We start from the raw sequence: 4,598 nt of genomic DNA, 5'->3' as shown, positions 1-4,598 counted from the left end.
GGGTAATTTGGCGGACATAATATCAAGTCTCAATAATTTTTCTGTAACGGCGATTTGGAAAGTTTTTCAACTGTTGCTAATAGCTTCTGTGAGAGCTACTATTTTTCTCTTTAATCGTGTTACTTTTACAGAATTTTAGGGAATGTAGCTAGAGCGATACCTTCTCTACGAGACGCTACGCGAACGGTGAGCTTCTCTACGAGACGCTTCGCGAACGCTAACGCAAACCTGTCTTGCATTAAGATGGGCATTATAATGCCATTACAATGCCCACTCTACAAGCTCCAAATATTTACACTTGCACTTGGTAATTTAGGTTTAATTCATCTCCTGTTGTTCCCCGAATACCCCAATTGTGTTTTGGAGTTTCTGTAATCGTGATTTCTATATCTATAGGTGCAATTGCAACTTGTTCAGATAAGCGGGAAAACAACAACTTAATTAGTTTTTTTTTCGTTTCAATAGTCCGTCCCTCAAACATACTAATCTCAATGATGATGTATTTCTCTGAACGTCCTACAGGGTAGACGAAATCATCGGGTTCGAGAGGAAAGAACCGATGGGTACGCTTGTCTTGAGGATATACTAGAGCTTCAACAACACAAGAATGAATTGCGTCAGAAATGGCACTGCGAGAATGACGGATAAATGAAGCAGTGCCATAGATTTTGATTTGTACCATTGACTGATTCTAGTCGAGTAACCACATCTCATTAGAACTATCTGGATACTCATTCGGCTGATTTTGAGGTTGATTTTGAGCTAGTGTTTCCGATGAACGATGTGATTTTTTGTAGTTAAGTGGATTGTAATGGTCTTTTACTGGTCTGATCGCGCTAGTTTCTTTGACAACAAGTTTAGATTTCTCTTCTGCTTTTTGTTCTGCTTTTTGTTCTGCTTTTTGTTTTAAAGAATTAATTTCTTCTATAAGCAGGGAATTTGCTTCTGCAAGTTGCAGTGCTGTTTTTTTGGTTTCATCAAGTTCTTTGGTTAGCTGTTCTAGTAATGATTTTTGTTCTGATACAAATGTTTTTTGTTTAGATAATTTTGATTGCAAATCAGCAACTTCTTGTTCGAGAGATGCTTCCTTTTTATGGCTTGTTTCTAGATTACTTGTCAACTCTTTGACAGTTGCTTCTAAATCAGCTTTAGTAGGACTGCGCTTAGTAGAAGTTGGCTCAAGTGGTTGTCCTAACGCTTCCTCATCATCTGAAGCTTGTTCTTCGACAATTTTTTCTGCTGTAACTTCGATCGCAGATTCACCTTCTGGGGGTGTAAATTTTTGCGCCTCTTCTTGTAGTAAGTCAGAGAGACTTTGTTTCCTAGCCATTCTTATTTTCTCCAATCACGCTGTAATTCATCAGCTGCACGGCGGTAGTCTAATTCCGCCTCCCGTGCGTTTCCTCCTCGCCATTGGGTAATCGCTACACCTTCCAGTGCTGCTCGTTCATGAGCTTTATAGGCACGGATGAAGGTATTACAAGTAGGAATACCTAAGCGAGTCAGAGTGTTTTTTGCTTCTTGTGCTTCCCCCAAACTGCGGGTATCGACTTTGGTGAGCAATACCCGATGGGGGGTTCCCACAGGGATGACGGCTTCCTTGACTGTTTCCACGAGGATTGCTAAATCCATTGCAGATGGGGGTGTCGGCAAAACTAGATAATCTGCGATCGCAACTACCGCCACTAATGCTTCAGAGCGCAGGGCGGGAGGTGTATCCACCACTACTAAATCGTAACCTGTTATCTTTGCTAAATCACTTAAAAGTGCGGGATCTGTTTCTTGAGATAAATCAAATCCCATTCCCTGCTGACTGCGCCCAAACCACCAACTGGCAGAACCTTGAATATCTGCATCAATCAGCAGCACCTTTTTTTTCTTCGCAAAGTTTGCAGCCAGATTGACTGCGGTAGTCGTTTTACCGACTCCTCCTTTACCGTTGAGAATAGCGATGATTTTTGGCACTGCTTACTTCCGATGCTGCCTTTTGTTAGCGGTAGCGGGGCGTTTAGCCCGTGCTGAGTTAGGAGTGCTGAGTGCTGAGTTAGGAGTAGAGAGGCGATTAATCGCGTCTGTACAAGAGTTATTATTATCCTCTTTGTCTTCTTTTTCAGTTCCCAGTTTCCAGTCCCTAGTCCCCAATGATGAATATACCGCTTTCTGTAACCCTAAGTAACATGAAAAGTCGTAACAATAAAATTCAGAAGCCATCAACTCCACAAAATTCTATGACAACAACTTACAATCTGCCCGATGGGCCTCAAATGCCGCGCTGGCTGCGGATGATCAAGTTTATTACTCAGCCGGTGAAATATGTGGATGATTTTGCCCAAATCTACGGTGACACTTTCACCATCAGGAGTAGTCGCTCTGATAACCATCTAATATATTTTAGTCAACCCCAAGCCCTTGAGCAGATTTTTACTGCTGATTCCAGGCATTTTGAGGTTGGGAGGGGGAACGTAGGGCTAAAATTTTTACTTGGCGATCGCTCCTTTATGTTAGCGGATGGCGATCGCCACCAGCGCCAACGGCAACTATTAGCTCCTCCCTTTCATGGCGAAAGGATGCGGGCTTACGGCGAGGAAATTCGGGAAATCACCCGACAGGTGACTAATGAATGGCAAATTGATAAACCTTTTAAGATCCGTGAGTCGATGCAAGAAATTACCTTGCGTGTTATTCTGCGGGTTGTATTTGGTTTGAATGATGGAGAACTGTTTGAGGAACTGAGGCGATCGCTAAGTGACTTATTAGACTTCATCACTTCGCCCATAATGTCCAGCGCCTTCTTCTTCCAGTTCATGCAAAAAGATTTCGGTGCGTGGAGTCCGTGGGGTTGGGTTCTGCAACAACGGCGAAAAATCGATCGACTGATTTATGCTTTACTTCGAGAACGTCGGGCTGAACTCGATCGAGATCGCCAAGATATCCTAAGTTTGATGATGGCGGCTCGTTATGACGATGGTCAAGGGATGTCAGATGAAGAATTACACGACGAGTTAATGACGCTGCTAGTTGCAGGACATGAAACTACCGCTTCGGCATTGACGTGGGCTTTTTACTGGATCGATCGTTTACCAGAGGTGCGTGAGAAGTTGTTACAGGAACTCAACACCATTGGAGTTAACGCCGATTTAAGTAGTGTAGCTAAATTGCCCTATTTAACAGCAGTTTACCAAGAGACATTGCGACTTTACCCAATTGTCATGACTGCTTTCCCGCGGATTGTGAAAACCCCTATTACAATTATGGGCTACGAACTGCCAGAGGGAACAGTAATAGTCCCCAGTATTTATTTAGCGCATCATCGGGAAGAAGTTTATCCACAATCCAAGCAGTTCAAACCAGAACGCTTTTTAGGAAGACAATATTCACCTTATGAATATTTACCCTTTGGTGGCGGTAATCGTCGCTGTATTGGGATGGCATTTGCTCAGTATGAAATGAAAATTGTCTTGGCAACTGTTTTGTCAGAATTTCAAGTTTCGCTAGTGAATAAACGTCCCGTGCGTCCTGTGCGCCGTGGGTTAACTTTAGCTGCACCAGCCGGAATGAGGATGGTTGCAACACCTCAAGTTAAGCGTGCAAATACACCAGCGCTAGTTTAGATAAGTAGGGTGGGTATTAAAATGCCCACCCTACTATGAGGTAATAATTACGAATTACGTTAGTGTAGCGTTAGCTAGCCCATGTTCGCGGAGCGTCTCGCAAGAGAGCGTTATTAAGAATTACGAACTATCCTGACTCCCTTGCTTGTTGGCGAGTTATTCATAATGTTCTTTGTCGCGGTATTTAATTGTTCTTATATCCAAGGCAGAAAAATAAGTTAGTCTTAGTTACTATTTTTCATAAACACGCACTGCTAGTGCGTGTACCGATTTTACACTCCTACCATATCATTCTGAAGACGAACTGAAAGTTTGTCTTCAGAATGATATGGAGTCTTATGGATCACGAAGCAGCTCGACAACTTTTTGGTAATAGAGTACGAGAACTTCGACAACAAATGGGTATTACACAAGAACAGTTAGCAGAAGTTATAAGTAAGACTACTGAACACATTAGCTTCTTAGAGCGTGGTGAGAGATCACCTTCGTTTGAAGTTATTTTAGATATTGCTGATGCGATCAATGTGTCAGTTCCTTATCTAATGAATATTGAACAACCTAATGAGCATACAGATCCTATAACTACGCTCATAGTTGCACCAGTTTCTCCCTCTCTTGTAGAACCAGTTGAAGAGCCAATTACTACAGAAAATGAACGCCAATCAAATCTGGAGCGTTTACAATCTGCCTTTGATGGCGTCAGACAAATGCAACTGCTCGCAAATGAATATGGAATTACTGATATTTTTCAAGATAATGGTGGTAAGGTCTTACAGGTATTGATTCTTTTAGGGTTACGTATATCTCCCGGACGTGAAGGAAATGATGCAATTGATGCTGACGGCAATGAGTATGAATTAAAAACAGTAAATCGCTCACTTAACAAGAATGCAGGTATTACTACTCATCATCATCTAAATAAAGATATTCTCCGAAAGTACCGCTTGGTGCAAGCATGGTATATTGCTATTTATGAAGGAATAGAAT

At 42.1% G+C, this 4,598-nt stretch carries 6 protein-coding genes; 2 read left to right on the top strand and 4 right to left on the bottom strand.

Going from position 1 to position 4,598, the window contains the following annotated elements; translation table 11 throughout:
* Positions 1–292: 292 nt before the first annotated feature.
* Genes IQ229_RS13995 through IQ229_RS13980 form a run of 4 tightly spaced genes read right to left on the bottom strand, consistent with a single transcriptional unit; the run spans position 293 to position 2,142 of the window.
* Entirely contained in the window at positions 293–682 is a 390-nt protein-coding gene (locus IQ229_RS13995) for a tautomerase family protein (protein ID WP_194044651.1), read from the bottom strand.
* A gap of 9 nt (positions 683–691) precedes the next feature.
* Positions 692–1,330, bottom strand: a complete 639-nt coding sequence (locus tag IQ229_RS13990) for a coiled-coil domain-containing protein (protein ID WP_194044649.1) — start codon at positions 1,328–1,330, stop codon at positions 692–694.
* A gap of 2 nt (positions 1,331–1,332) precedes the next feature.
* On the bottom strand, positions 1,333–1,965 hold the full coding sequence (locus IQ229_RS13985) for a ParA family protein (protein WP_194044647.1): 633 nt from the start codon (positions 1,963–1,965) through the stop codon (positions 1,333–1,335).
* Positions 1,966–1,968: 3 nt separating this feature from the next.
* Positions 1,969–2,142, bottom strand: a complete 174-nt coding sequence (locus IQ229_RS13980; RefSeq protein ID WP_228013457.1) for a hypothetical protein — start codon at positions 2,140–2,142, stop codon at positions 1,969–1,971.
* A gap of 86 nt (positions 2,143–2,228) precedes the next feature.
* Here IQ229_RS13980 and IQ229_RS13975 point away from each other — a divergent pair, with 86 nt between their 5' ends.
* Positions 2,229–3,611 (top strand): cytochrome P450, encoded by a 1,383-nt coding sequence (locus tag IQ229_RS13975; RefSeq protein ID WP_194044643.1) that lies wholly within the window; start codon positions 2,229–2,231, stop codon positions 3,609–3,611.
* 338 nt (positions 3,612–3,949) lie between these two features.
* Positions 3,950–4,598, top strand: a 649-nt coding sequence (locus IQ229_RS13970) for a helix-turn-helix domain-containing protein (RefSeq protein ID WP_194044641.1), incomplete at its 3' end; no start/stop codon positions are given.

It is taken from the genome of Nostoc cf. edaphicum LEGE 07299, assembly GCF_015207245.1.
Lineage (GTDB): Bacteria > Cyanobacteriota > Cyanobacteriia > Cyanobacteriales > Nostocaceae > Nostoc > Nostoc edaphicum_B.
Note: the sequence above shows the minus strand (reverse complement) of the source record. Positions and strands in the feature narration are given on the sequence as shown.

What these genes read in the sequence shown, in the direction of transcription:
- IQ229_RS13975 (WP_194044643.1), top strand. Translation starts at nt 2,229, where the DNA reads ATGACAACAACTTACAATCTGCCCGATGGGCCTCAAATGCCGCGCTGG.
- IQ229_RS13990 (WP_194044649.1), bottom strand. Translation starts at nt 1,330, where the DNA reads ATGGCTAGGAAACAAAGTCTCTCTGACTTACTACAAGAAGAGGCGCAA.
- IQ229_RS13995 (WP_194044651.1), bottom strand. Translation starts at nt 682, where the DNA reads ATGGTACAAATCAAAATCTATGGCACTGCTTCATTTATCCGTCATTCT.